We start from the raw sequence: 358 nt of genomic DNA, 5'->3' as shown, positions 1-358 counted from the left end.
TGGCTCAAGCTGCGGATGGAGCGATTGTAGGAATCGTGACGATCTGGGCCGACGGCGACGTAGATGCAGTAGAGCTTCTTGCCCTCGTCGTCGCCCTTGTTGACTTCCTTCTGGTTGATGAAGGTGTCGATCGCGACGGCGGACTTGCCGGTCTGGCGGTCGCCGATGATCAGTTCGCGCTGGCCGCGGCCGACGGGCACGAGCGCGTCGATCGCCTTGAGGCCCGACTGCACCGGCTCGGACACGGATTCGCGCGGGATGATGCCCGGCGCCTTCACTTCGACGCGGCTGCGCTGTGTGCTTTCGATCGGGCCCTTGCCGTCGATCGGGTTGCCGAGCGCGTCGACCACGCGGCCGA

1 pseudogene is annotated in these 358 nt (G+C 65.9%); it reads right to left on the bottom strand.

Going from position 1 to position 358, the window contains the following annotated elements:
• Positions 1-358 (bottom strand): annotated as a pseudogene (locus AB1L30_RS01015) (hypothetical protein); the annotation flags it as partial.

Source organism: Bremerella sp. JC817, from assembly GCF_040718835.1.
GTDB lineage: Bacteria > Planctomycetota > Planctomycetia > Pirellulales > Pirellulaceae > Bremerella.
The sequence above is the reverse complement of the archived record's forward strand: the minus strand, read 5'-3'. Positions and strand labels throughout refer to the sequence as shown.